Here is a 23,980-nt window from a genome sequence, read left to right on the forward strand (position 1 = left end):
TCGACAGCAGCGCGCGTCCGGCACGCCGCTGTCCTGGTGATTTGTCTACCTGACGTGATCGGCCGCGCGCAACCCTCCGGATCGCGGTTCACACCGCACGCGGCGGAGGGGCGGTGCCACGCGCGCACCGCCCCTCCGCCGTGCCGGAGCGCTCAGCCCAGCGGGGTGAAGTCCCGCGACGCGATGAAGTCCGGGCGCGGCCGGGGCGCGCCGAACGGCTCCACCAAGGCGTTGTCCACGCTGTTGAACACCAGGAAGATGTTCGACCGGGCGAACGGCGTGATGTTGCTGCCCGAGCCGTGCATGGAGTTCGAGTCGAACATCAGCGCCGACCCGGCCGGTCCGGTGAACTGCTCGATGCCGTGCGCGTCGGCCAGCGCGGCCAGGCTCTCCCGGCTCGGCACGCCGATCTCCTGCTCCCGCAACGAGTTCCGGTAGTGCCCGTCGGGCGTCTCCCCGACGCAGGGGACGAACGTCCGGTGCGCGCCGGGCATCAGCATGAGCCCGCCGTTGAACGGGAAGTTGTCGGTGAGGGCGATCGACGCGCTCAGCGCGCGCATCCCCGGCATCCCGTCCTCGGCGTGCCACGTCTCGAAGTCCGAGTGCCAGTAGAAGCCGCGCCCGGTGAAGCCGGGCATGAAGTTCACCCGGCTCTGGTGCACGTACACCTCCGAGCCGAGGATCTGCCGGGCCCGGTCGAGCAGCCGGGGATCGGCCGCCAGGCGGGCGATCGGCTCGCTGGTCCGGTGCACATCGAAGATCGACCGGACCTCGTCGGAGTGCTTCTCCACCACCGTCCGCTCGTCGGCGCGGACCGCCGCGTCCGCGCGCAACCGGGCGAGTTCGGCGCGCAACCCCGCCACCTCGGCCGGGCTCAGCAGCCCCTCGACGGTGAGGAAGCCCTTGTCGTCGTAGGACTTCAGGGTCGACCCGTCGATCGGGCCGGTGCCGCCCCGGACCACGGGCTCGGCCCGCCGGATCGGGTCGGCGGGGCGCGCCGTGCGGGTCGGGTAGTAGTCCTGGACCGTCGTGGTCGTCATGCGCGCGCCTCCTGCTCCGGTTCTGCCGCCTCGATCAACGGGTAGACGCCGTGCTCGTCGTGCACCTCCCGGCCGGTGACCGGCGGGTTGAACACGCACACGGCGCGGATGTCGGTGACCGGCCGGACCTGGTGCCGCTCGTGCCCGTCCAGCAGGTACATCGAGCCCGGCCGCAGGGCGTGCACCTGGCCGGTCTCCTTGTCCACCAGCTCGCCCTCGCCCTCCACGCACAGCACCGCCTCGACGTGGTTGGCGTACCAGAAGTCGTTGACGGTGCCCGCTTTCAGCACCGTCTCGTGCAGCGAGAAGCCGACCCGGTCACCGCCCAGGACGATCCGCCTGCTGCGCCAGTTCGGGGTGACCACGTCGCGGTCGGTGCCGTCGAGGTCGTGCAGGGAGCGGACGATCACGGCCGCACCTCCCCGGCCGGCGCGCACTCGCGGACGGAGTCGGCGAACAGCCCGAGCCCGCGCGCCAGGTCGTCCTCGGTCACGGTCAGCGGCGGCATCAGCTTGGCCACCTGGCTCTCCGGACCGGACGTCTCGACCAGCAGCCCCCGGCGGAACGCCGCCGCCGCGACCTCCCCGGCGAGTTCGGCCTGCTCGAACGCGAGCCCTCGGGCCAGACCCCGGCCGCGCGACCGGGTGCCGGGCACGGTCTCCGCCAGGTCGTCGAGCGCACGTCCGATCTGCTCGCCCTTGGCCAGGACGCCCTTCTCCAACCGGTCGTCCGCCCAGTACGCGCGCAGCGCTGCCGTGGCGGTGACGAACGCGGCGTTGTTGCCCCGGAACGTCCCGTTGTGCTCGCCGGGCTCCCACACGTCCAGCTCCGGACGGACCAGGGTGAGCGCCATGGGCAGGCCGTACCCGCCGATGGACTTCGACAGGCACACGATGTCCGGTGTGATGCCCGCCGGTTCGAAGCTGAAGAACGGTCCGGTGCGCCCGCAGCCCATCTGCACGTCGTCCACGATCAGCACGATCTCGTGCCGCCGGCACAGTTCCGCCAGGCCCGACAGCCACTCGAAGCGGGCGGCGTTGATGCCGCCCTCGCCCTGCACGGTCTCCACGATGACGGCGGCGGGTGCGTTGAGCCCGCTGCCCGCGTCGCGCAGGAGGCGTTCGAAGTACAGGAAGTCCGGGTACTGGCCCGCGAAGTAGTTGTCGTAGGGCATCGGCGTGGCGTGCACCAGCGGGATGCCCGCGCCGCCGCGCTTCATCGAGTCGCCGCTTACCGACAGCGCGCCGAGAGTCATGCCGTGGAAGGCGTTGGTGAAGTTGACGACCGACTCGCGGCCGGTCACCTTGCGCGCCAGCTTCAGCGCCGCCTCGACGGAGTTCGCGCCGGTCGGCCCGGGGAACTGGACCTTGTAGCGCAGGCCGCGCGGGCGCAGCACCAGTTCGTCGAACGCTTCGAGGAAGTCCCGTTTGGCGGCGGTGTGCATGTCGAGCGAGTGGACGACCCGGTCGTCCGCGAGGTAGTCCAGCAGCGCCTGCTTCAGGACCGGGTTGTTGTGCCCGTAGTTGAGCGCCCCGGCACCGGCGAAGAAGTCGAGGTACTCCCGGCCGTCCTCGTCGCGCAGCGTGCTGCCGGTGGCCCGGTCGAACACGACCGGCCAGGTCCGGCAGTAGCTGCGCACTTCCGATTCGAGCGTGTCGAAGATGGTCACAGATCTCCTCCGGCGACGGTCGGCGGTGCCGCGGGCCACGGGCCGAGGCGGTGCAGCTCCTCGGCTTCGTGCGGGTCGGGGAACGAGTAGGCGGGGAACATCGGGCTGCGTTTGTGGCGGACGCCGTGCTCGCGCGCGACGGCGGTGAACAGGGCGATGGACGGGCCGTTGGCCGTCGTCACGGTGGTCTCCAGGAACTGGACGCCCCGCGGTCGGGTGCGGTCGAGCAGGTCGTCCAGCATCCGGCGGGCCAGGCCGCGCCCCCGGTGCTCCTCGGCCACGGCGACCTGCCAGACGAACAGCGTGTCCGGGCGGTCGGGGCGGGTGTAGCCGGTGACGAAACCGGCGACCTCGTCGCCCACGACGGCGACGGCGGACGTGTCGGCGAAGTCCCGTGCCCACAACAGATAGGCGTAGGACGAATTCACGTCCAGCACACGGGTCTCGGCCGCGATCCGCCACAGGGCGGCACCTTGGTGGATGGTCGGGCGGTCAATGTGGACACCGGGAAGCGTGGCGACACCGGCATCGTCTTGTCTCGTGCGCTGTACGGACATGCTGATGGAACGTAACAGGACGACCTGCGGCGCAACCACCTTCGCGGGGTGCGGGAGGTGCGGTGCCCGTGAGGCCGACCACAAACCCGTTCGGTCGACCGAAAACCGATGCTATGGCAGCCGGAATCCACCCGTCCGACACCACGCAAACATCGCTTGAGCTGCACAGACAACAGTTCGGTAACGCCACCGTCAGGGCGAACGCCGGCACGGCCGATGTGCTAGCGGACATGATCGAGAACTTCGGTGTAACAGGTCTCACAACACCCCGAAAGGGCGATTCCCGACAGTCCATTGTGGATTTAGGCCGAGCGCACACCGCACCACTCCCTTGTGCAGCAACAACTTCGCCAAGTCTAAACCTCGAACCGGCAACGATTTTGAATCGCCTTCGTGTTGACGGGGCCGGAAAAGCCGTCCTAGGGTCGCCGGGTCCGCTGCGCGACGCCGCGGCGGGCCGTCCTGTCGTCGAAGGTGGGAAACCCGCTCCGTGTCTGCATCTCCACTGTCCCGCCGGCGGTTCCTGCTCGCCGCCGGCGGGCTCGGCGCGGCGCTCACCACCGGGTGCAGCGCCGTCGACCTGTCGTCCGAGCAGGACGGCGGCAACCTCCTGGACCGCCTACGCGCCACCGGCGAGGTCCGGGTGGGCTTCGCGAACGAGGCCCCGTACGGGTACGTCGACCGCGACGGCGAGCTGACCGGCGAAGCGCCGGAGGTCGCCAAGGCGGTGTTCCGCAGACTCGGGGTGGAACGGTTCGTGCCCGCGCTGTCCGACTTCGGCGCGTTGATCCCGGGCCTGCGCGCCGGGCTGTTCGACGTGATCGCCGCCGGCATGTTCATCACGCCCGCGCGCTGCGAGCAGATCCTGTTCTCCGACCCCGACTACAACGCGCCCGAGGCGGTCCTGGTGCGCGAGGCCGACGCCGGCCGGATCCGCTCGCTGGAGGACTTCGCCCGCGACGGCACCCTCAAGCTCGGGCTGCTGCTGGGCAGCGTCGAGGCCGACATCGCGAAGGGCTACGGCGTCCCGGCGGACCGCTCGGTGGTGTTCTCCAGCCAGGCGGGCGCCGTCGACGGCGTGCTGGCCGGGCGCGCGGACGGCCTGCTGCTGACCGCGATCTCGTTGCGGCACGCCCTGTCCACCCGGCCCGCCGCGCCGCTCAAGCTCACCGAACCGTTCGTGCCGGTGCTCGACGGCGTCGAGCAGTACGGCGCGGGCGGCTTCGGGTTCCGGCCCGACCAGCGCCGGTTGTGCGACGCGTTCAACACCGAACTCGCCGCGCTCAAGAGGTCCGGCGAGCTGCTGGAGATCGTGCGCCCCTTCGGGTTCACCGAGTCGGAGATGACGGACCTGACGGCGGCACGGCTCTGCCGGGGAGGCGTGTGATGTCCTCCGGGCTGTGGAAACTCCTGCTCGACGGTCTGCTGGTCACCTTGGAGCTGACCGTGTTCGGCGCGGCGCTGGGCCTGGTGTTCGCGTTCGCCGCCGGGCTCGCCCGGCTCTCGCCCCAGCGCGTCGTGCGCGGCATCGCGTTCGCCTACACCGAGGGCTTCCGAGGTCTGCCCGCGCTGGTCGTGCTGTTCTGGCTGGTGTTCGCTCTGCCCAGCCTCGGTTGGCAACTGGAGCCGCTGTTCGCGGGTGTGCTGGCGTTGTCGCTCAACATCGGCGCGTACGGCGCGGAAGTGGTGCGCGGGGCGGTCTTGTCGGTCCCCGCCGCGCAGCTCGAAGCGGCGATGGCGCTGAACTTCACGCCGTGGCAGCGGATGCGGCTCGTCGTGCTGCCCCAGGCGCTGGTGGCGATGGTGCCGCCGATGGGCAACCTGCTGATCGAACTGCTCAAGGCGACCGCGCTGGTTTCGTTGGTGTTCCTGCAAGACCTCGCGTTCCAGGGCCAGATCGTGCGCGCCGCCACGGGTGACACGGCCACCGTGTTCGCCGGCCTGCTGGTCGGGTACGGGGTGATCGCGCTGGTGCTCACCGGTTTGGTGAAGCTGGTCGAACGGCGGGCGGCGGCGTCGCTGGGCCGCCGGGTCGCGCCGGTCCGGGAGGGAGCGAAGTGACGTTCGACTGGCAAGCCGCGTGGGACGCGGTGCCGGCACTGCTGGACGGTCTGGTGGTCGCGCTGTGGGCCACCGTGCTCGGCTACCTCCTCGCCGTGGTGCTGGGCCTGGGGTTCGCGCTGCTGCGGCGCAGCGGGCGGGCGTGGGTGCGGCTGCCGGTGGCGTTCGTGGTGGAGTTCATCCGCTCCACACCGTTGCTGGTGCAGTTGTTCTTCCTGTTCTTCGTGCTGCCCACGGTCGGTGTCGAACTGTCGCCGCTGACGACCGGCGCGATCGGACTGGGCGTGCACTACGCGACCTACACCTCCGAGGTGTACCGGGCCGGGATCGACGGAGTGCCCGCCGGGCAGTGGGAGGCCGCGAAGGCGCTGAGCCTGCCGCGCGGCCGGACCTGGACCCGGGTGGTGCTGCCGCAGGCGGTGCCGAGGGTCGTGCCGGCGCTGGGCAACTACGCGATCGCGATGTTCAAGGACACCCCGCAGCTCACCGTCGTCACGGTGGCGGAGGTGCTCAGCGTGGTGAAGTCCGCAGGAGCGCAGAACTTCCAGTACCTGGAGCTGATCACGGTGGCGGGTGTGCTGTACCTCGCCACGGCGCTGCTCATCGCCTGGCCGGTGCGGGCGGTGGAGCGCAAGTACCGAAGGGGAATGGCATGAGCGGGACGCACGGGACCGGGACGCAGTACATCACCTTCGACGGGGTGAGCAAGAGGTTCGGCGCGAACGTCGTGCTGGACGACCTGTCGTTCGGGATCCGGGCCGGCGAACGGGTCACGCTCATCGGGCCCAGCGGGTCGGGCAAGACGACGATCCTGCGGATGCTGATGACGTTGACCGCACCGGACAGCGGCACCATCACCGTCGACGGCACTCCCCTGTTCCACGAACGGCGCGGCGACGACCTGGTGCCCGCGCGCGAGGCGCACCTGCGCAGGATGCGTCGACACACCACCATGGTCTTCCAGCAGTACAACCTGTTCCCGAACATGCGGGTGCTGCGCAACGTCACCGAGGCCCCGGTGCACGTGCTCGGCCTGACCCCGGACGAGGCCGACGAGCGGGCCCGCGAACTGCTGGACATGGTGGGGTTGGGCGACAAGCTCGACTTCCACCCCTCCCAGCTCTCCGGCGGGCAGCAGCAGCGGGTGGCGATCGCCCGCGCGCTCGCGATGCGCCCGGACGTGCTGCTGCTCGACGAGGTGACCTCCGCCCTCGACCCGGAGCTGGCCGCCGAGGTGCTCGACGTGCTGCGGGACGTGGCGCGGACGTTCGACGTGACCATGCTGTGCGTGACGCACGCGATGAAGTTCGCCCGGGACGTCTCCGACCGCGTGCTGATGTTCAACGAGGGCCGGATCATCGAAGCCGCCCCGCCCGCCGAGCTGTTCGACGCGCCGGCGCACGACCGGACCAAGGCGTTCCTGCGGTCGGTGATCGACGAGAGCTGACCGCCCGGCGGTGCGCCCACGCGAGGGCGGGCGCACCGCCGGTTTGCCACGATGTGGAAGACGGCAGCCTAGTTGGACGAAATATCGCCTGGTCAGAGGTATTTCCATGATGCGGGAAGCTCGCCGGCGCGGTTGACCGGCGGCCGTCGGCCTACCTAGCGTTCCCGTCATGAGGCTGCCCCGGCTGACCACGCGTCAGCACGTCGACCTGCTCCGGGTCGCCAGCGCGCTGTGTCTGCCGCGCTGAGCGACACCTCCTCCCCCTGACGCCGACAGCCCGCGCCCGCCCTCCGGGTCCGCGGCACCCCGGCAACCCCTTTTCCCCTCGCAGCAGTTCCTCCTGACTAGGAGTGGCAGGCACACTCATGGGTTTTTTCGCGCGCTCCAAAGCTTCCCGGACAGCCGCTCTCGGCGTCGCCGCGGTCCTCACGGCCGCGCTGGCCGCGTGCGGCGGCCAGGCGGACGCCGGTTCCGGGCAGATCGTGGTCAAGCTGGTCGACCCCGGCAACTACGGCCCGCTCGCCTACGCCAAGAAGAACAACAGCTTCGAGGCGCCGCTGGCCAAGCTCAACGCGAAGGTCGAGTGGGGCGGCACGTACGCGTCGTTCACCGCGACCACCGACGCGATCCACTCCGGCGCGGTGAACTTCGCCGAAGGCGCCTTCTCCCCCGCGCTGGGCTACCTCGCCACCTCGGACGACATCAAGATCGTCGCGGTGAAGGACGTGGTGACCGATCCCCGCGCGGGCGCGGGTGACGGGCTGATCGTGCCGCCGGACAGTCCGATCAAGACCGTCCAGGACCTGCGCGGCAAGCGGGTCGCGGTGAACAAGGCCGGGCGCGGCGAGTACCTGCTGCTGCTCGCGCTCAAGGAGGCGGGCATCCCCGCCGGCGAGGTCCAGCGCGTCTACCTGCAGCAGGACCAGGCCGCGTCGGCGTTCAGCAGCGGTCAGGTGGACGCGTGGGTGGCCATCGTGCGGGCGTTCCCGCAGGCCGTGGCCAAGGGCGCGCGGGTGGTGTTCCGCGGCCGTGACCTGCCCTCGGACGACCTCAACATGTTCGTCGCGCGCACCGACCTGCTCGCCAAGAACCCCGAGGTGGTCCGGACCCTGGTCCAGGTGCTGTCCGAACTGGACGAGAAGGAGCGGGCGGAGCCGGAGAAGTTCCAGAACGTCTTCGCCGACCAGGGACCCTCGGCGGCGACCGGCCTGCAACTGGAGAACAACATCGCCATCGGCCGCTACGACAACGTGCTGCGCCTGCCCAAGCCCGACGACGAAGCGCGGCTGACCGGCGTGTCCACGGTGTTCACCGAGAACAAGGTGCTGCCCGGCCCCGCCGACCCGAAGAAGGCGTTCTACGACTGGGGCGCGGCCAAGTGACGGTGGCACCGGTCCGCCCGGCCCCGGCCGTGTCCGGGTTGGAGGCACCGGAGTTCCTCGGTGCGAAGACGCGCAACCGGTGGCTGTCGCTGGCGCTGCGGGTCAGCGTTCCCGCGCTGATCCTGGTGGCGTGGTGGTACTCGACCACGCACGGCCTGGTGTCCACCGAGGTGCTGGCCTCGCCCGGCCAGGTGGTGCGGGCGTTCTGGGAACTCGTCGGCACCGGGCAGCTGTGGGACTACGGGCTCGCGTCGTTCCAGCGGGCCGGGCTCGGCGTCGGCATCGGGGTGAGCGTCGCGCTGGTGCTCGGCCTGATCAGCGGCCTGACCCGACTCGGCGAGGAACTGGTCGACGCGACCGTGCAGATCATCCGGGTGGTGCCGTTCCTGGCGCTCGTGCCGCTGTTCATCTCGTGGTTCGGCGTGGACGAGGCGTTCAAGGTCGCGCTGATCGCGGTGTCCTCCGCCTCCCCCATGTACGCCTACACGTACCTGGGTGTGCGGTCGGTGGACCGCAAGGTGGTCGAGGCGGTGCGCGGGTTCGGGCTCGGCGGCTGGCGGCTGGCGGTCGGGGTGATCGTGCCCAGCGCGCTGCCGAACATCCTGATGGCGCTGCGGATCTGCCTGGGCATCAGCCTGGTCGGCCTGATCGCGGCCGAGCAGGTCGGCGCGACCGAGGGCATCGGCTACCTGGTCACGCTGGCGCAGCAGTACTACCGCAACGACTACATGGTGCTGTGCATCGTGATCTACGCGTTGATCGGGATCGGGGTGGACCTGGTGATCAGGCTGGTGGAGCGGACCGCCATGCCGTGGCGGCGGCACGGGACGGCGAGCGGATGAGCGACGCCGTGGTGCGGTTGCGCGGCATCCGCAAGAGCTTCGGCCCCAAGCGGGTCCTGGACGGGATCGACCTGGACATCGCGCCGGGCGAGTTCGTCGCGCTGCTCGGGCCCAGCGGCACCGGCAAGACCACCCTGCTGCGGCTGCTGTCCGGTCTGCAGCGGGCCGACGCGGGAACCGTGCTGGTGCCCCGGGTCCGCACGGTGGTCTACCAGGAGCCGCGCCTGGTGCAGGCCCGCCGCGTGCTGGCCAACGTCACGATCGGCCAGCGCGGCAAGGCGGCCCGCGAACCCGGCCTGGCCGCGCTGGCCGAGGTCGGCCTCGCGGACAAGGCGCGCAGCTGGCCCGCCACGCTGTCCGGCGGCGAGGCGCAACGGGTCGCGCTGGCCCGCGCGCTGGTCCGGCAGCCGCAACTGCTGCTGCTGGACGAGCCGTTCGCCGCGCTGGACGCGTTGACCCGCTTGCAGATGCAGGAACTCGTCGCCGAGCTGTGCGCCCGGCACCGCCCGGCGGTGCTGCTGGTGACCCACGACGTGGACGAGGCGCTGCTGCTCGCCGACCGGGCGATCGTGTTGCGGGACGGCGGTTTCGCCCTCGACCGGCGGATCGACGTGCCCCGGCCGCGCGACCGCGACGATCGCGCGGTGATCGCCCACCGCAAGGACTACCTCGCCGCGCTCGGGGTCGCCCCCGACCGTTCTCCCAGGAGCACTCATGAGCACGCAGACGCTTGACGCGCAGACGATCGAGCACAACCGGATCTGGTACACCCGCTGCCCGGTGCCCACGGCCAGCGGCCTGGCCTACAACCTGGGCTGGCTGGCCGAGGAGTTCGCGGCCGACGGCCTGGACGTCGGGGTGCTGCAGGACGCCCCGCCGGACATAGCCGCCCGACACTTCGACCACCGGCTGGTCGGGCTGTTCCGCGAGGGCGGCAACGTGCCCGCGCTGGTCGCGAAGTCCGAGGGCGCGCCGACCCGGCTGATCGGGTTGACCTGGATCGACGAGTCGCAGGTGATCGTGGTCCGGCCGGACTCGGGCATCACCTCGCCCGAGCACCTCGCGGGCCGCCGGGTCGCGCTGCCCGAGTTCGCCGCCGACCGGGCCCGCAGCTTCCCGCGCGCCATGGCGCTGCACGGGTTCGCGGGCACGCTCGGCACGGTCGGGCTGACGACCGCGGACGTCACGTTCGTCGAGGTGCCGACCGGGCAGGGCGACGTCGGTCGCGGCGCCCGCGGCGGCGGCTCGCTGTTCGGGATCGAGGCGCTGGCCGCCGGCGACGTGGACGCCGTCTACATCAAGGGCGCGCAGGCCGCCGAGCAGGCCGCGGCGCACGGGCTGGTGATCGGGATCGACCTGGACTCCTTCCCCGACCGGCGGTTCCGGGTGAACAACGGCACGCCCCGGCCGATCACCGTGCACGAGCGGATCCTGGCCGAGCGGCCGGACCTGGTGGCCCGGTTCCTGGTGCGGACGCTGCGCGCGGCGGACTGGGCGGCGGACAACCTCGACCGGGTGCGCGAGATCCTGGCCCGGGAGACCCGGTCCGGCGCGGACGGCGTGGTCGCCGCCTACCGGGACGGGTTCCACAAGTCGCTGCACCCCGACCTGTCGCAGGAGCGGCTGGACCTGCTCACCCGCCAGAAGGACTTCCTGCTCACGCACGGGTTCCTGGCGCGGGACGTGGACGTCCGGGCGTGGGCGGCGCACGAGCCGCTGGCCGAGGCGCTGGCGCTGCTGGAGGAAGGCCGATGACCGCGCCGAAGATCCTCTGGACCATCCCGACCCGGGGTGACGGGCCCCGCGCCCGAGGCTGGGAGCCCGCGCCCGCGCTGCCGCCGTTCATCCGGGACGGCCGGGCGGGCGGGCCGGCGTTCACGCCGTTCGACTACCTGCACCAGATCTCCCGCGCCGCCGAACTCGGCGGGCTGGGCGGCGTGCACGTCCCCTACGACCCGCTCGGCGAGGAGTCGCTGGTGGTGTCCGGGTCGCTCGGCCGCGACAGCCGGTTCCTGGAGGTGGTGGCGGGGTTCCCGGCGGGGATCGCGACCCCGGTCTACGCGGCGAAGCTGTCCGCGACGCTGCAACGGGCGTTCGGCGGGCGGTTGAGCTGGCGGCTGGAGGTCGACCTGGACGAGCGCGTCCAGCGCAGCCAGGGCGATTTCGTCACCGGTGCCGACCGCTACGCGCGGGCGGCGGAGTTCCTGACCGTCGCGAAGGCCGTGTGGCACGGGCAGGACGTCGACTACGCCGGCCGGTTCTACGAGGTCGTCAAGGGCGGGTTCACCGGGCCGCTGGCCGGTCTGCCGTTCCCGACCGTGTACCTGTCCGGCACGTCGGACGAGGCGTTCGCGCTGTCCGCCGAGCACGCCGACGTGCACGTGTTCGACCTCGCCCCGGACGACGAACTCGACCGGCACCTGGCCCGGCTCGACGGCCGGGTCCGGCGGGCCCTGCAGGCGGGCGTGCACACCCGCGAAGACGAGTCGGAGCTGTCCGGCGCACCGGGCCTGCGGGGCACGTACACGCAGGTCGCGGACCAGATCCTGGCGTACGGCGAACGGGGTTTCGACACCTTCTTCCTGTCCGCCGACCCCCGGTTGGAAGAGGTGCTGCGGATCGCGCAGCACGTGCGTCCGCTGCTCGCAGGAAGGGCCTGACATGACGATCGACATCTGGTGGCGGATCGGGATGGCGGGCGACCCGAGTTCGCTGCGCACCGCGCACCGGCAGTCCCGGGGCGACTGGGCGCCGCCGGGACCGGACAGCATCACGCCGGGCCTGCGCGACGGCGAGCCGGACGGCTACGGCCTGCTCGACTACCTGGTGCAGACCGCGCGGGCGGCCGAGGGCCTGGGGTTCCACGGCGGGCTGCTGCCCTCGTTCCCCGGCACCGACGACCCGTGGGCGGTGGCCTCCGCGCTGGCCCGGGAGACCACGACCTACAAGTTCATGGTCGCGTTCCAGCCCGGGTTCCTCAACCCGGTGCAGGCCGCGCGGATGAGTGCCAGCCTGCACCGCGCCACGGGCGGGCGGCTCACCTACAACATCATCACCGGGGGCGGCGGCCCGCCGCAGCTGTGGTGGGGCGACAAGGTCGCGCACGACGACCGCTACGCCCGCACCTCGGAGTTCCTGGACGTGCTGCGCGGCGTGTGGGACGGCGGTCCGTTCGACTTCGACGGCCGGTTCTACCGGGTCGAGGGCGGCGGGCTGCCCGGTCCGCTGGCCGGGCTGTCGTTCCCGGAGGTCTACTTCTCCGGTTCGTCCCCGGCGGCGATCGAGGCGGCCGGGCGGCACGCGGACTACTACCTGTCGTGGCTGGAGCCGTTCGACGCGCTGCGGGCGAAGTTCGACGCCGTGCGGGCGCGCAGCGCGTCGCCCAAGTTCGCGGTCCGGGTGGACATCCTGGCCCGCGAGACCGCCGAGGAGGCGTGGGCGGACATCGAACGCGGCTGGCGGCACGTGCGGCCCGAAGCGGTCCGGGCGCAGCTCTCCCGCGACGGCGGCGACTCGTTCGGGGTGCGCCGGGCGGTCGCGTTCCAGCCCGAGTCGTTCACCGGCTTCCGCGATTTCGAGGTGCAGCCCAACGTGTTCGCCGGGCTGGCGCTGATGCGGCCGGGTCCGGCGTTCGGCCTGGTCGGCAGCTACGAGCAGGTCGCCGAGCGGCTGGACGGGCTGCTCGACCTCGGCGTCGACTCGTTCATCCTGGCCGGCGGGCCGCACCTGGAGGAGGCCTACCGGGTCGCCGAGGGCGTCCTGCCGCTGCTGCGGGGCAGGCTCGGCGAGCGCGGGCGGACCGAGCCGGTGACGCTGAGTGCCTAGCGTCGACGGCCGGGCGCCGGGAGCCCGGTGATGGCGACGAGTGCCGCCCCGCCGGGGGCGCAGGCCGTGCAACGCGCGCTGGGCGTGCTCCAGTGCTTCCGCCACCACGGGCCGGAACTGGGCGTCACGGACATCGCCAAGGCCATGACCCTGCCGATCAGCACCGCGCACCGGCTGGTGCTCGCGCTGGTCGCGGCCGGGTTCCTGGAACGCGACCCGGACACCGCGCGGTACCGGCTCGGCACCACCGTGGCCGAGCTGGGGCAGCTGCACTACTTCCAGCACGGCCTGCACCGGCTGGAACCGGTGCTCGACCGGCTCGCCCGGGTGACCAAGGCCTCCGCCAGCATCTCGGTGCGCAGCGGGCCCGACGCGCTGGTGCTGATCGGCGGCCTGGTCGGCGCGGAGTTCTCCGACGGCGTCCGCGCGCCGCTGCACACCACCGCCATGGGCAAGGTGCTGCTGGCGTGGGCGCCGCCGGGCGAGGACGACCTCGACGCGCTGCCCGACCTGGTCCGGCCGACCGACCGGACCATCGGCACCCGCGACGAGCTGCGCGCGGAGCTGGTCCGGGTGCGCGCGGCCGGGTACGCGCTGAACAACGGGGAGAGCGAGGTCGGCGTCCGGTCGGTCTCGGTGCCGGTGCTCGACGCCGACGGCTTCAGCTACGCCGCGCTCACCCTGCGGGCCACGCCCGAACTGATCACCGACGACCGGGTGCCCTGGTTCGTCGACCAGGCGCTGGCCCGGGTGACCCGGGTCGCCGCGCTGCTGCTCCCCTCGCTCTGACCCTCTTCCCCTCTCCACCCGGCGCGCGTGTGCGCCGGGTGTCGATCGAACTCGCATGGAGGTCCGTGATGACCGTTCGGGTGGGCTTCTTCCCCCACAACAACTCGCTGTTCGTGCTGCGGCACAACGGCATCCTGGAGCGCAGGCTGCCCGACGTGACGTGGGTCGACCTGCGCTCGCTGCCCCAGGGCGACCAGCCCGACCCGCGCTCCGGGCTGCCGACCGTCCACAGTGACCAGTTGTTCGCCGACGGCGGCTACGACGTGATCGGCACCGGGTTCACCCCGCCGATCACCGCGCTGGGCGCCGGCCACGACGTGGTCTACCTCGGGGTGTCCGGGCCGCGCACGGAGAACGGCCGGATCGTGGTGCGCGACGACTCGCCGATCAAGGAGATCGCCGACCTGCGCGGGCGGCGGGTCGGCATCGCACACGGGTCCTGGCAGACCACGCTGCTCCTGTTCGCGCTCGACCAGGCGGGCCTGACCTGGGCGGACGTCGAGCCGGTGAACACCGGGGCGAACGCGGCCCAGCTGTTCCTCGACGGCGGCATCGACGCGTGGACCGGCTCCTACCCCGACCTGGACCGGGTCGAGGCGCGGACCGGGCTGCGCACGCTGATCGCCACCGAGGGGCTGTTCAGCCACCCGTCGCTGTGGTTCACCCGCCGCGACTTCGCCGAGAACCACCGGGAGGAGCTGGCGGCGATCGTCGAGTCGTTGCAGGAGTCCGACCGCTGGATCACCGAGAACCCCCGGGAGGCCGCCCGGTACTTCGTCGACGACGCGGCGGCGCGGGGCGTGGACGCCGACCTCGATTCGTGGGAGCGCGCGCTGCGCAACCGCCCGTTCGGGGTGAACCCGGTGGACGAGGAGTTCCTGGCCGAGCAGCAGCGCGCGGCCGACCTGCTCGCGGCCAACGGCCTGCTCCCCCGTCGGGTGGACGTCCGGGGCGCGGTGCTGCCCTGGGTGAACGACCTCGTCGCCGGCACGCTCACGGCGCGCGCCTGATCCGTCGGGTGCCGGCGTCGGCCGTTCGCCGACGCCGGCACCCGAGGCGCGTCACCGCCAGGACGCCGTGCCGGGGCTCGGGTCCGGGCGACCGCTGGGCCCCCTTGGTAAAAGGCCCTGGTCGGCGCAGGGAAGTCCCGCCGCTGCCCGGCGGGGAGCACGAAGTCCTGGTCGGAGTTGTTCTCCAGGACGAATCGGGGCTCGTCCCCCTGGTTGTCGGCGTAGAGCACGAGTTCGTCATGGTTGCCGCTCACGGGAGTCCTCCTCCGTCGTGGGTACGCCTTCAAGAACCGATGCCGGGGCACCTGGGCGGGCCGCACACGCCGCCGTTACCTGGTGGAAGAGTGAGTGAAGGGTGAATCACCGAACGTGACCCGGGTTCGCGCGCCGGCGTGCCGCCGCTAGGTTGGCGGCACGGCGAGGGACGGGGGACGCGTGGAGTTCCAGGACGTGGTGCGGCGCAGGCGGATGGTGCGGAAGTTCACCGACGAGCCGGTGTCCGACGAGACCGTGCGGCGGATCATGCGCAACGCGTTGCGCGGGCCGTCGGCCGGGTACTCTCAGGGCCAGGGGTTCCTCGTGCTGCGCGGGGAGGAGCGCGCGCGTCTGTACGACCGCGTGCGGCTGTGGACGCACCCGTCGGTCAAGGCGGCACCGGTGGTCGTGATCCCGTTCGCGGTGAAGAACGCCTACCTGGACCGCTACGCCGAGGACGACAAGGGGTGGACCGACCGCTCCGAGCAGCGGTGGCCGGTGCCGTTCTGGTACGTCGACACCGGCATGGCCGTGCTCCTCGTCCTCCAGACCGCGGTGGACGAGGGGTTGGGCGCGGTGTACTTCGGGTTGTCCGCAGCGGATTTCGACGCGGTCCGCGAGGAGTTCGGCGTGCCGGCCGACCACGAGCCGATCGGCGTGGTCGCGATCGGCCACGACGCCGACGAGCCGATCTCCGAGGGCGCGTCGCCGCGCACCCGGGTGCGCCGGCCGTTCGAGGAGGTCGTGCGCTTCGGGCAGTGGTGACCGCCCGGCGGCGACGGCCCGGCGGCGACTGCGGTCAGCCGCCGTGGTCCCGCAGGATCTCGCGGCGCTGGTCACCGGTCCAGCGGAAGCCGATCGAGGCCAGCGTGTCGTCGGCGGCCAGGCCGAACACGACCGGGCCGCCGCAGCGCGACACCGGGTCGCCGGCCCCGATGCTGATCTCGAACGCGTCCGCGTAGGCGGTGAAGCCCAGGCCGAGGTCCTCGCTCAGGGCCAGGCTGCGGCCCATCGTCGCCAGGTCGCAGACCGGCAGGACGTCCTCGGGGCGGGCCACCGGGAAGGGCGCGTTCCCGGCGCGCTCGTCCACGGCGGTCACCGAGATCGCCACCAGCTCCACCAGCACCCCGGACGACCGGTCGAACTTCAGCTCCAGGTGGGCCTTCGCACCGCCGTTGACCAGGTAGTAGGCCGGCGTGTCGAGCAGGCGGCGGTAACCGGGCCAGGTGAGCGTGAGCGGCACGTAGACGTCCAGCTCGACGCTCGGCGTGCCGGTACTCGGCGCGAAGCCGGCGACCTTCAGCACAGGCGACCTCCGCGGTCGGTCAGAGGGTCCGGCCGGTGGGTCGTGGGCGGTGGCCGGAGCCGCCGTGGTCCACCGTAGTCGCCAACCACTCGATGAACTGGCCCTTCACCGCGCTGTAGCGCTGCGGGTCGCCGCCGCTGAGTTCCAGCGCCAGGCGTTTGACCGAGGAGTACGCGGCGGCGGCCGCCGGACGCTCGCGCAGCAGCCGGTAGAACGCCCGTTCCGGGCTGGCCGCCCACACGCCCGGCCCGACCAGGTGGACGTGCAGGTCGGGTTCGCCGGTGCCGAGCCGGTAGCGGCGCAGCATGGTGCGCGACAGCTCGGCCAGCGGGATCTTGTGGAACCCCCGGCGGGCGAGGCGGGACGCCGCGCGGGGCGCGTCCCGGTCGCCGACGAGCACCAACAGGTCCATGATCGGCTTGGCCCAGATGCCCGGCACGAGTCTGCTGCCGATCGGCTCGATCTCGCGCGCGAGCAGGCCGAGCACCCCGGACACCACCGCCCGGTCCTGTTCGTACTGCGCGACGACCCCGTCTTCGTATGGCACGAGTTCGACCGTGTAGTCGTATCGGCCGCGCACGGGGATCATCCGATCTATCGTAGGCAGTCCCGCCCTACTCGCACCCCGCAATTTCGCGGCTCCGACCATTGTGGCCGGTCGGTCGCCCACGGCACGCAGGCGCGCCAACGGTTCCCGCGAGGTCGACGCGCCGCGGCCGGCCCGCGATGCAGGGTCGCGGGCCGGCCGTCCAGCGGCGGATCGGAATCCGGTCTACAGGTTGCACAACAAGGCGCACGCCTTCGCCGACGAGTACGGCGAGTAGGTGGGCTGGGTGCCCGGCGGCGAGTTCCTCGGGGTGTACTGCGCCTTCGCGTAGTTGTCGATCGGGAACAGGGTCAGCACCGCGTAGGTCGAGCAGTACACCTGCTTCGACTGGCCGGGGGCCAGGCTGAACGTGCCGCCCGCCGTCTCGCAGGACGGCTCCTGCAGGTCGTACACGGTCGCGTTGTCGATCGGCACCGGGCCGTCGTTGGTGATCGTGATGCGCCACCGGGCCGTGCCGAACAACGCCCCGAGCAGGCCCACGGGTGTCTGCTTCACCCAGGGTCCGGCTCCACCGGGTCCGCAGTTCGACGCGGTGTGCGACGCGCAGATCTCCTTGTTCACCCGCACCACCGGCTGGCACGCCGCTCCCGGCGCGATCGGCACCGACACCGTGTTCGAGGTGAACGACCCGGAGCCGTCCACGCCGCCGGCCGTGTTCGTCACGTCGGTCACCGTGCACGTGGTGGACAGGGTGGTCTGGAAGCACACCTGCGGCGGGTCGCCCGCGAAGTCCACCACCAGGTTCGGCTTGGCCCCGCCGGCGAAGTCCGCGCCGCTGGTGAGGACCAGCCGCGCGGTCACGGTCAGCGACGTGTGGGCGGTGGCCGAGACGCCGGTCAGGTCGACCGAGCCGTCCGGCGCGAACCCGGGCGTCGGCACGGTCGTGCCGTTCTGGTCGACCACGGACACGCTCGACGCGCCGAAGTCGACGTTGGCCGGGGTGATCCCCTGGAGCTTCGCCGACACGTACCCGGTGACGTGGCTCGTGCCGCCGTCGCAGTAGTACGACGACGGGGTCAGGGTGACCGCCGCGCCGCTGCGCACGCACGGCGACGCGCCGGAGGCCGGGTCCAGCGAGAACAGTACGCCCGCGTCGCCCAGGCCGATCAGGCACTGGGTGGTCGGGTCGAACGCGTAGCCGTAGTCGCGGGTCGCGCCGCCGTTCACGGTCGGGTGGGTGGCCGGGTTCGGGAAGCCCGCGCAGCCGGCCGCCGTCGTCCAGTCGTGGCAGATCGTCGCGCCGGCGTACGGGCCGCCCCAGATCCCGAGGTAGCTGCGGGTGTGGCCGTCCAGGCCGTTGACCACTTCGGGGTTGAACACCAGCACGCCGCCGGGCAGCCCGGTGACCGCCGACGGGGAGGCCAGCGCGCCGCCCGCCGTGGTGTAGCAGGTGGTCACGTTCGTGCCGCCGGTCGTGCTGGCGCACGCCCCGACCGGCGCCCCGGAGGTGTTGTACGCGGTGTAGGCGTTGTAGGTGTAGTTGTCGGCCGGGCCGACAGGGCGCGGAGAAGCCCAGCCGGCGCACGCCCCGCCGGTCGCCGGGTCGAAGCAGCCCAGGGCCGGCGCGAGTCCGGCCTGCGGCGACGAGGACGCGAACACCTTGCCGGACACCACGGTCATCGAGCCGAGGTAGAGCGAGGCGGGCAGGCCGGGGTTCGAGCCGTTGGGCGGCACGATCGGCGCGAACGGCTGGCCGGGGCACGCGGTCTTGGACGACACCGTCCAGCACGTCACCGCGCCGGACGTGGCGACGCCGTACAGGTTGCCGGCGACCTCGACCAGCCCGGCCAGGTTGTTCACCGCCACCGGGGAGCCGCCGGTCGCGAGCAGCGGCCAGTAGCCGCAGTTCGCCGCGTTCTCCAGGTCCAGGCAGCCGACGCCCACCGAGTCCTCGGTGACCGCCGCGTAGTAGACCAGCGCGGAGTTGCCGGGGTCGCGCACGTACTGCGGCTCCAGCGGGCTGGCGATGTCACCGCTGGTGGCACCCTGCAACGGGCCGACCGCGGTGTTCAACGTCCGGGGCCACGGGCCGCCGCCGCACAGCGAGCCGGTGGACAGCACGCTGCACACCACCTTGCCCTGCGTGGTCGCCGCGTGGTGGAAGATGTTCCACGCCTGCAACGCGCCGGTCGACGTGCGGTGCAGCAGCGGGGTGAACCCGTCGCCGCCGGTCGCCGTGGCGGCGGCCTGCACGGGCGGGGTGAGTTCGCTGGCCAGAGCCGTGCCGTCCGGGCGGGCCACCGGGTTGGTCGCGCGCACGGAGACCGTTCCGGAGGCGGGTTCGGCGTCCTGGAAGGTGGTCCCGTTCGTGGACCACTGCGGGGTCCAGCCCTGCGGGGCCTTCAGCGAGCCGGGGACGTAGGTCTGCCCGGCCGCGATCGGGTCGGTGATCGTCGCCGCGCCGACGGCCGGCGAGTTGTTGCCGTAGGACAGCGTCCACGACGCCGTCGCGCCGTGGGCGGCGGGGGTGGACGCGGTCCGCGCGGACTTCGCCAGGGTGGACGCGGCCAGCGGCTGGGTGCTCGCGGGTGTGGCGGCCGGCACCACCACGCCGGCCGCGGCCAGCAGGGGCACCAGGACTATCCGGAACGCTCTCGACCTGCCTCTTCGCATGGTCATGCCTCGTTTCCTCACCGAACCGGACGGGACCCGCCTTCCCCAGTCGAAACGTAGGAACGTGGCGCGGGGCAGGACAACGGCACTCACTCCGGTGCCGATCGGCGATGCCCCATCGGCGCAACCCGACACCCGAAATCGCGGGGTCGCGGCACGCGTTCTCTACCGTGGGACGACAACCGGCACGCCAATTGCGGACAGCGTCGACGTTTCGGACCAGTCCGGTCACCCGGACCGCGAACCGGCGGGCGGTGTCCCGGCGATAAGGTCGGCGCATGTACGTGAAGCTGTGCGGGCTGCGCACCACCGCCGACGTCGAGGTCGCGGCGGAGACCGGGGCGGACGCGGTCGGTTTCGTGCTCAGCGCGAGCCCGCGCCGGATCGACCCGGAGACCGCGCGGCGGCTGGTGCGCGAGGTGCCGGCCGGCGTGCTGACGGTGGGCGTGTTCCGCGGGGTGCCGGCGGCCGAGGTGCTCCGGGTGGCAGTGGAGGCGGGGGTGGCCGCGGTGCAGTTGCACGGCGAGTACCCGAAGGAGGCCTTCGACGAGGTGGCGGCGGCCGGCACGCGACTGGTCCGGGCGGTGACGCTGACCGCCGACACGGACGTGCGGGTGGGCGCGTTCGGGGAGGACCTGCTGCTGCTGGACTCCCCCGAGGCGGGCTCGGGCCACCGCTGGGACCTGGCGGCGCTGGACGGCGCGCGGCCGGAGGGCCGGTGGCTGCTCGCGGGCGGCCTCGACGTGACGAACGTGGCCGAGGCGGTGGCCCGGGCCCGGCCGTGGGGGGTCGACGTGTCCAGCGGCATCGAGTCGAGCCGGGGTGTGAAGGACCACGGCCTGATGCGCGAGTTCGTCGCCGCCGCCCGCGGCTGAGCGCGCGGCGGGTCACCGCGCGCGGGCGGTCCGGACCGCGCGGGCCCGGACCGCGAAGCCGGCTCAGCCCTGCCAGACCAGCGGGGACTTGTCGTAGCCGTCGCCGTTGTTGTAGCTCGCCGACCCGACCTTCGTGCCCTCGCGGGTGCCCTGCAAGACGCACGTCTCGTACTTCACGCCGGCCTTGGTGAAGTCCTTGCCGGCGGTCTTCGACACGCACTGGTCGGTGTCGCCGCTGATGACCACGCCGGTGCCCTTGCCGTCCGAGCCGACCGCGCGCAGGCTCAGCGAGCTGTGCGCGAGGTCGGTGCCGCCGACGTTCTCCACCGTCACCCGGATGTAGATCGGCGTGATGCCCTTGGCCTTGTCGCCGAACTTCGCCAGGTCGGCGTTCGAGCCCTCCTCGACGGCGGTGACCGTGATGGCGATGGTGCCGGTCTTCTGGGTGCCGTACTTGAACGGCACGACGGCGCGGTCGCCCACCTTGAGCTTGGTGCCGGGCTTGGTCACGTCCTCGGAGACCTCGGCGGTCATCTCGGCGGCACCGCTCTTGGTGGTCGCGGAGGCTGCCGAGGTGGTCTCGGCGGAGGTCCCGGCGGACGCGGCGGTGGTGCCGGGCGTGGCGACACCGTCCGTCGAACCGCCGCAGGCGGACAGCAGCAGGGCCGCCGCTCCGGCGGCGATGAACAGGGCGCCACGGGCGTGCGTCAAGGCATGACTCCTTACCGACGAGGGATGTGCCTCGCAAGCTAACCCGGCTGCCCGGTCCGCGCTGTCGGTCGTTCGCACCACAAGCCGCTCACAGGTCGTCCACGCCGATCAGCCCGTCCTGGATCGCGCGCGCCACCAGCGCGGCCTTGGTCGGCGCCTCCCGGCCGATCAGCGCGTACTTGATCCGGATCCGCTCCAGGTGGGAGTTGACCGTGCTGACCGAGATCCCCAGCCGCCGCGCGACGAAGTCCTTGGACTCCGACTGGAACCACTCCACCAGCACCTCGGCCTCCCGCGCGGACAGCGCCGGCCGGGTCTCCGAGCGGTCGCCGGCCAGCGCCCCGGCCAGCGACGGCGGCGTGTACGGGCGGCCCTCCGCCGCCGCGTGCGCGGCGGGCACGAGGTGCTCGGCGCCCTCGGCCTTGGTCAGGTAGCACAGCGCGCCCAGTTCCAGGCAGTGCAGCGCGATCTCGTCGTCGGCGCGCATCGAGTACACCACCACCCGCCGGCCCGCCTCGACCAGCCTGCGCAGGTCGCCGAGCACGGGCGTCGGCCCGCCCAGGTGCAGGTCGAGGATCACCACGTCGGCGTCCGCGCCCTCGTCCAGCCACGCGACCCGCACGTCCTCGCCCTCGGCGACGACCCGGACCGCCGGCACCCCGGACGACAGCCAGTACGCGACCCCGGCCCGCACGGCCGGGTGGTCGTCCACCACCACCGCGGTCAACTCGTCCGCCATCGGGCCTCCGTCCGGGTCTGCCCACCGTACGTGTCGGACCGCACGTCGACCCGGCCCGACACCGGGTCCGCCGTCCCGCCCACCGCCGCGTCCGCGATCACCGCCAGCCGCACCTCGCCGTCCGCGCGCAGCAGGCTCACCCGGGCCCGCGCCCGCGCGGCCGACAGCGCCGACGCGACCGGGCCGGTCAGCTCGCGCCGCACGTCGGTGGGCACCGGCACCACCGACCCGCTCACCGCCAGCGACACCGCCAGGCCACGCCGCTCCGCCACGTCCACGCACGCCGCGACCTCGTGCACCAGCGGGTCGGGCACCTCGTCGTGCTCGGCGAACAGCCGGCGCAGCTGGGTGGCCGCGAACGCGCACCGCCGCCGGGTGTCCTCGGCGCGCGGGTCGAGCACGCCGTCGGCCAGGTCGGCGAGCAGCGGCAGCGTCGTGCCCAACCCGCCCGCGAACCCGGCCCGCAGGTCCTGCGCCCACTGCTCGGCGAGCGCGGCGCGGGTGGCGGCGCGCTCCTGCCCGGCCGCCACCTCGGCGGCCTGGCGCGCGTTGCGCAGCAGCACCCGGGCCAGCAGCAGGACGCCAAGCTGGAAGCTGGTCACGCCGAGCACGACCACGCCCGCCGCGCCGATCCCGGTCCGGTCCGGGGTGCCGGCCAGCGCGAACTGCGCGATCCCGGCGACCAGGTTCACACCCAGCGCGGCGAGCAGGGCGGGCACCCGGTCCGCGAGCAGCATCAGCAGGTGCCACCCGACCAGCCCGAACGACCAGTGCGCGGCCCCGAAGTGCCCGTCGTCCGGCAGCGCGGCGGTGGCCAGCACCGACGCGCCCAGCACGGCCGCCACCCCGGCCGCGACCACCACCGCCGGCAGCGGTCGCCGCCGGGTGATCCAGCCCGCGCAGGCCAGCGTGACCAGCGCCAGCACTCCGAACGCGACCGGCGCGCCCGGCCCGTGGTCGTGCGCCAGCAGCGGCGGCAGCGACAGCCCCACCTGGAGCACCGCCACGACGCCGAGCAGCACCAGCCGGATGCTCGCGAACACCTGCTCGCCCGCCGTCACGCCGGCCACGCCAACCGCACGGTGGTGCCGCCGGCCGCCGACGTGACCACCGCGACGCCGCCGACCCCCGCCATCCGGGCCACGATCGACCCGCTGATCCCCCGCCGGTGCCCGGACACCAGGTCGGGGTCGAACCCCGGTCCCCGGTCGGCCACGGTCACCACGACCCGGTCGCCGGCACCCGCCACGGCCAGTTCGGCGTGCCCGGTGCCGGCGTGCCGCTCGACGTTGACCAGCGCTTCCCGCACGGCTCGGACCAGCGCCAACGCCACGGAGGCGGGCACCGACGCGGGTTCGGCGCGGGTGTCCACGCGCAGCGGGGACCGGTCGGCGACCGCGCGCAGCGACGTGCCGACGTCCACCAGGCTGTCGCGGGCCTCCGCCGTGCCGGTCAGCACCGCCAGGTCCCGGCGCGCGTAGCCGGCCACCGCGTCGGCGTCGATGCCCTCGGTCGCGACCACCAGGAACGTGGCGGACGCGGTGTCGTGCAGCAGGGCCAGGTACTCGCGCTCACGGGCGCGCCGCTCGGCCGCCAGCGCCTCGGCGCGCTCGGACTCGGCCCGCCGCACCCGCGACTCGTCGACCTGCCGGGTGGAGCGCCGGACCACCAGGAACGCCAGCCGGGCCAGCGAGCACTCCACGACCACCCGCAGCACCACCGCGCCGTCGAAGCCGGTCGCCCACAGCTGCACGCCGAGCAGGCCGGCGGTGACCGGCGCGGCGACCTTCGGGCTCCACTCCCACTGGAGGGTGATGGCGGTGGTGGTCAGCACGTTCAACGCCCACAGCCCGGCCTCGCCGCCGAGTTCGCCCTGCGCCGCGCTCACCGCGACCACCCGGACCACGGCGAACACCAGCGCGACCCGCCGCCCGCCGGCGAAGTCCGCGACCGCGCCCACGACCATCAGCCCGAGCAGGGCGAACGCGAGCGGGAGCCCGTCGTCGGAGGCGGAGCACACGCCGAACGCGCTGAGCAGCACCACGCCGACGCCGCGCACGGGTCCGGCGAACCGCCCGATAGCCGCCAGGAACTCCGCTTCGACCTGCCCCGCCACGGCCCGACCCTAACGCAGGGAGCCGAGCAAAACTCAATTCCGCACCTGCGGTTCGGAACACCTCTCAGAAACCGCAGCAGCGCATCGAATACGCCCTGAAAGTGGCTTCTGCGGATCGACAGCACGATTTACCATC

Annotated in this window: 26 protein-coding genes; 15 read left to right on the top strand and 11 right to left on the bottom strand. The window is 72.7% G+C overall.

Features of this window, described 5'->3' with window-relative positions:
* Positions 1-152 precede the first annotated feature (152 nt).
* The 4 genes from thpD to ectA are packed head-to-tail and all read right to left on the bottom strand — an operon-like array spanning position 153 to position 3,266.
* The gene (gene thpD / locus AC0HI0_RS12295) at positions 153-1,040 is read right to left on the bottom strand and encodes an ectoine hydroxylase (protein WP_480932445.1); all 888 of its coding nucleotides are present in this window, start codon (positions 1,038-1,040) and stop codon (positions 153-155) included.
* Entirely contained in the window at positions 1,037-1,450 is a 414-nt protein-coding gene (locus tag AC0HI0_RS12300; protein WP_480932446.1) for an ectoine synthase, read from the bottom strand. The genes thpD and AC0HI0_RS12300 overlap by 4 nt, the downstream gene beginning before the upstream one ends.
* Complete coding sequence (ectB, locus tag AC0HI0_RS12305; RefSeq protein ID WP_480932447.1) at positions 1,447-2,709, bottom strand: diaminobutyrate--2-oxoglutarate transaminase; 1,263 nt, start codon at positions 2,707-2,709, stop codon at positions 1,447-1,449. Before ectB ends, AC0HI0_RS12300 begins: the two co-directional genes overlap by 4 nt.
* Positions 2,706-3,266: a diaminobutyrate acetyltransferase gene (ectA, locus tag AC0HI0_RS12310; protein ID WP_480932448.1), complete on the bottom strand. Its 561-nt coding sequence runs from the start codon at positions 3,264-3,266 to the stop codon at positions 2,706-2,708. Before ectA ends, ectB begins: the two co-directional genes overlap by 4 nt.
* A gap of 490 nt (positions 3,267-3,756) precedes the next feature.
* Between ectA and ehuB the strand changes: the two genes are divergently transcribed.
* The 14 genes from ehuB to AC0HI0_RS12380 all read left to right on the top strand — a co-directional run bounded on the left by ehuB (position 3,757) and on the right by AC0HI0_RS12380 (position 15,642).
* A complete protein-coding gene (gene ehuB, locus AC0HI0_RS12315; protein WP_480932449.1) occupies positions 3,757-4,653 on the top strand; it encodes an ectoine/hydroxyectoine ABC transporter substrate-binding protein EhuB in 897 nt (298 codons plus the stop codon).
* Positions 4,653-5,327, top strand: coding sequence for an ectoine/hydroxyectoine ABC transporter permease subunit EhuC (gene ehuC / locus AC0HI0_RS12320; RefSeq protein WP_480932450.1), 675 nt, complete (start codon positions 4,653-4,655; stop codon positions 5,325-5,327). Before ehuB ends, ehuC begins: the two co-directional genes overlap by 1 nt.
* Entirely contained in the window at positions 5,324-5,983 is a 660-nt protein-coding gene (ehuD, locus tag AC0HI0_RS12325; protein WP_480932451.1) for an ectoine/hydroxyectoine ABC transporter permease subunit EhuD, read from the top strand. Before ehuC ends, ehuD begins: the two co-directional genes overlap by 4 nt.
* Positions 5,980-6,774 carry an ectoine/hydroxyectoine ABC transporter ATP-binding protein EhuA gene (ehuA, locus tag AC0HI0_RS12330; protein ID WP_480932452.1) on the top strand — a complete coding sequence of 265 codons (795 nt, stop codon included), beginning with the start codon at positions 5,980-5,982 and terminating at the stop codon, positions 6,772-6,774. Before ehuD ends, ehuA begins: the two co-directional genes overlap by 4 nt.
* 169 nt (positions 6,775-6,943) lie before the next feature.
* Positions 6,944-7,021 carry a putative leader peptide gene (locus AC0HI0_RS12335; RefSeq protein ID WP_360946510.1) on the top strand — a complete coding sequence of 26 codons (78 nt, stop codon included), beginning with the start codon at positions 6,944-6,946 and terminating at the stop codon, positions 7,019-7,021.
* A gap of 118 nt (positions 7,022-7,139) precedes the next feature.
* The gene (locus AC0HI0_RS12340; RefSeq protein ID WP_480932453.1) at positions 7,140-8,156 is read left to right on the top strand and encodes an NrtA/SsuA/CpmA family ABC transporter substrate-binding protein; all 1,017 of its coding nucleotides are present in this window, start codon (positions 7,140-7,142) and stop codon (positions 8,154-8,156) included.
* A complete protein-coding gene (locus AC0HI0_RS12345) occupies positions 8,153-8,998 on the top strand; it encodes an ABC transporter permease (RefSeq protein ID WP_480932454.1) in 846 nt (281 codons plus the stop codon). Before AC0HI0_RS12340 ends, AC0HI0_RS12345 begins: the two co-directional genes overlap by 4 nt.
* Entirely contained in the window at positions 8,995-9,732 is a 738-nt protein-coding gene (locus AC0HI0_RS12350; protein ID WP_480932455.1) for an ABC transporter ATP-binding protein, read from the top strand. Before AC0HI0_RS12345 ends, AC0HI0_RS12350 begins: the two co-directional genes overlap by 4 nt.
* Entirely contained in the window at positions 9,713-10,753 is a 1,041-nt protein-coding gene (locus AC0HI0_RS12355; protein ID WP_480932456.1) for an ABC transporter substrate-binding protein, read from the top strand. Before AC0HI0_RS12350 ends, AC0HI0_RS12355 begins: the two co-directional genes overlap by 20 nt.
* Positions 10,750-11,658 carry an LLM class flavin-dependent oxidoreductase gene (locus AC0HI0_RS12360; RefSeq protein WP_480932457.1) on the top strand — a complete coding sequence of 303 codons (909 nt, stop codon included), beginning with the start codon at positions 10,750-10,752 and terminating at the stop codon, positions 11,656-11,658. The genes AC0HI0_RS12355 and AC0HI0_RS12360 overlap by 4 nt, the downstream gene beginning before the upstream one ends.
* Before the next feature lies 1 nt (position 11,659).
* Positions 11,660-12,823, top strand: coding sequence for an LLM class flavin-dependent oxidoreductase (locus AC0HI0_RS12365; protein ID WP_480932458.1), 1,164 nt, complete (start codon positions 11,660-11,662; stop codon positions 12,821-12,823).
* A gap of 30 nt (positions 12,824-12,853) precedes the next feature.
* Positions 12,854-13,612: an IclR family transcriptional regulator gene (locus AC0HI0_RS12370; protein WP_480932459.1), complete on the top strand. Its 759-nt coding sequence runs from the start codon at positions 12,854-12,856 to the stop codon at positions 13,610-13,612.
* A 68-nt stretch (positions 13,613-13,680) separates the two neighbouring features.
* A complete protein-coding gene (locus AC0HI0_RS12375) occupies positions 13,681-14,622 on the top strand; it encodes an ABC transporter substrate-binding protein (protein WP_480932460.1) in 942 nt (313 codons plus the stop codon).
* 435 nt (positions 14,623-15,057) lie between these two features.
* Positions 15,058-15,642 (top strand): nitroreductase family protein, encoded by a 585-nt coding sequence (locus tag AC0HI0_RS12380; RefSeq protein ID WP_480932461.1) that lies wholly within the window; start codon positions 15,058-15,060, stop codon positions 15,640-15,642.
* 34 nt (positions 15,643-15,676) lie between these two features.
* On the opposite strand, the gene AC0HI0_RS12385 is transcribed toward AC0HI0_RS12380, so the two are convergent.
* From AC0HI0_RS12385 to AC0HI0_RS12395, 3 genes are all read right to left on the bottom strand, one after another.
* Positions 15,677-16,183, bottom strand: coding sequence for a hypothetical protein (locus AC0HI0_RS12385; RefSeq protein WP_480932462.1), 507 nt, complete (start codon positions 16,181-16,183; stop codon positions 15,677-15,679).
* Between the two features lie 19 nt (positions 16,184-16,202).
* Complete coding sequence (locus AC0HI0_RS12390; protein ID WP_480932463.1) at positions 16,203-16,772, bottom strand: GrpB family protein; 570 nt, start codon at positions 16,770-16,772, stop codon at positions 16,203-16,205.
* 183 nt (positions 16,773-16,955) lie between these two features.
* A complete protein-coding gene (locus AC0HI0_RS12395; RefSeq protein WP_480932464.1) occupies positions 16,956-19,409 on the bottom strand; it encodes a DUF7617 domain-containing protein in 2,454 nt (817 codons plus the stop codon).
* Positions 19,410-19,681: 272 nt separating this feature from the next.
* Between AC0HI0_RS12395 and AC0HI0_RS12400 the strand changes: the two genes are divergently transcribed.
* On the top strand, positions 19,682-20,278 hold the full coding sequence (locus tag AC0HI0_RS12400) for a phosphoribosylanthranilate isomerase (RefSeq protein ID WP_480932465.1): 597 nt from the start codon (positions 19,682-19,684) through the stop codon (positions 20,276-20,278).
* 63 nt (positions 20,279-20,341) lie between these two features.
* Here AC0HI0_RS12400 and AC0HI0_RS12405 read toward each other — a convergent pair whose 3' ends face one another.
* From AC0HI0_RS12405 to AC0HI0_RS12420, 4 genes are all read right to left on the bottom strand, one after another.
* Positions 20,342-20,989, bottom strand: coding sequence for a hypothetical protein (locus AC0HI0_RS12405; RefSeq protein WP_480932466.1), 648 nt, complete (start codon positions 20,987-20,989; stop codon positions 20,342-20,344).
* Between the two features lie 88 nt (positions 20,990-21,077).
* Entirely contained in the window at positions 21,078-21,728 is a 651-nt protein-coding gene (locus tag AC0HI0_RS12410; protein WP_480932467.1) for a response regulator, read from the bottom strand.
* Positions 21,713-22,798, bottom strand: coding sequence for a hypothetical protein (locus AC0HI0_RS12415; protein ID WP_480932468.1), 1,086 nt, complete (start codon positions 22,796-22,798; stop codon positions 21,713-21,715). Before AC0HI0_RS12415 ends, AC0HI0_RS12410 begins: the two co-directional genes overlap by 16 nt.
* The gene (locus AC0HI0_RS12420; RefSeq protein WP_480932469.1) at positions 22,786-23,844 is read right to left on the bottom strand and encodes a sensor histidine kinase; all 1,059 of its coding nucleotides are present in this window, start codon (positions 23,842-23,844) and stop codon (positions 22,786-22,788) included. Before AC0HI0_RS12420 ends, AC0HI0_RS12415 begins: the two co-directional genes overlap by 13 nt.
* Positions 23,845-23,980 lie beyond the last annotated feature (136 nt).

Source organism: Saccharothrix sp. NBAS 001 (assembly GCF_056640475.1).